Source organism: Pseudomonas sp. SDO52101_S400 (assembly GCF_054071635.1).
Map to the genome: position 1 here is coordinate 1 of NZ_JBSVWF010000130.1, position 1,739 is coordinate 1,739.

At 62.3% G+C, this 1,739-nt stretch carries 2 protein-coding genes; both read left to right on the forward strand.

Annotated features, from left to right (window positions below):
* The first annotated feature begins 88 nt into the window (after positions 1–88).
* Complete coding sequence (locus tag ACW9HX_RS29010; protein WP_457383205.1) at positions 89–1,294, forward strand: aminotransferase class V-fold PLP-dependent enzyme; 1,206 nt, start codon at positions 89–91, stop codon at positions 1,292–1,294.
* A complete protein-coding gene (locus ACW9HX_RS29015) occupies positions 1,291–1,695 on the forward strand; it encodes a SufE family protein (RefSeq protein WP_457383206.1) in 405 nt (134 codons plus the stop codon). Before ACW9HX_RS29010 ends, ACW9HX_RS29015 begins: the two co-directional genes overlap by 4 nt.
* Positions 1,696–1,739: the final 44 nt, after the last annotated feature.

A 1,739-nucleotide genomic window follows, 5' to 3' on the forward strand; every position in this document is an offset into this window, starting at 1 on the left:
TTGATTTCGACTGACACGACGCATTCGCGAGCAAGCCCGCTCCCACAAGGTTCGGTGTATATCCGCCCAAGTTCACAGGGCTGAACAGATGATGATTCCCTCCCCCTGGCGCGCCGACTTCCCGGCCATCGCCGCCCTGCAACGGCAAGACCAGACCTATCTGGACAATGCCGCCACCACGCAAAAACCCCAGGCCCTGCTCGACGCGCTGGCGCATTACTACGCCAACGGCGCAGCCAACGTGCACCGTGCGCAGCACTTGCCCGGCGCCCATGCCACGCAGGCGTTCGAGGACAGTCGCCTGAAGGTCGCCCAGTGGCTGAATGCCGGTGACAGCGGACAGATCATCTTCACCCACGGCGCCACCAGTGCGCTGAATCTCCTGGCTTACGGCCTGGAACATCTTTTCCACCCGGGCGATGAAATTGTCATCAGCGCTCTGGAGCATCACGCCAACCTGCTGCCGTGGCAGCAACTGGCACAACGTCGCGACCTGAAGTTAGTCATCCTGCCACTGGACGATGACGGCGTGATCGACCTCACCGCCGCCATTCACCTGATCGGCCCGCGCACCCGTTTGCTGGCGGTCAGCCAGTTGTCCAACGTGCTCGGCGCCTGGCAACCCTTGCCGGCATTGCTGGCGATGGCCAAGGCGCAAAACGCGCTGACGGTGGTCGACGGCGCTCAAGGCGTGGTCCACGGCCGGCATGACGTGCAGGCACTGGGTTGCGACTTTTACGTGTTTTCCAGCCACAAGCTGTACGGCCCCGATGGCCTCGGCGTGCTGTTCGGGCGCAACGTAGCGCTCGAACAACTACGGCCGTGGCAGTTCGGTGGCGAAATGGTGCTGGAAGCCAATTACCACGAGGCACGTTTCCGCCCTGCTCCCTTGGGCTTCGAGGCTGGAACGCCGCCGATTGCCAGCGTGATAGGCCTCGGAGCGACCCTCGACTATCTGGCCGGTCTGGATCAGGACGCCGTGTCCGCCCACGAAGCCGCGCTGCACGATTACTTGCTACGCGGTCTCGCCGCCCGCAATGGCATTCGCCTGCTAGGCAAGCCGCAACTGGCGCTGGTCAGCTTTGTCGTCGAAGGCGTGCATAACGCCGATCTCGCGCATTTGCTAACTGAACAAGGCATCGCCGTGCGTGCCGGTCACCACTGCGCGATGCCGTTGCTCAAGCGCTTCGAACTGGCCGGTGCGATTCGCGTGTCGCTGGCGCTGTACAACGACTCCGAAGATCTGGAGCGCTTCTTTGAAGCGCTGGATCAGGCACTGGAGTTGTTGCGATGAGCCTGCCGGTCGAGGCCGCCGAAGCGCTGCAAACGTTTCAGAATGCGGCCGGTTGGGAACAGCGGGCGCGGCTGCTGATGCAGTTTGGTGATCGTCTGCCGCCATTGAGCGATGCAGACAAGTGTGAGGCCAATCGGGTGCATGGCTGTGAAAGCCAGGTGTGGCTGGTCGGCGAATTGCGCGACGGCCATTGGCAGTTCGCAGCGAGCAGCGATGCGCGGATGATTCGCGGATTGGTGGCGCTATTGCTGCTGCGGGTCAATGGCTTGAATGCTGACGAGTTGCAACAGGTGGATCTGCCGGACTGGTTCAATCAGTTGGGGCTGTCGCGACAGTTGTCGCCTTCGCGCAGCAATGGCCTCAATGCCGTGCTCCAGCGCATGAACGAGTTGGCGGGCTAATCGCTTTCGCGAGCAGGCTCGCTCCCACATGTGAATGCATTCCA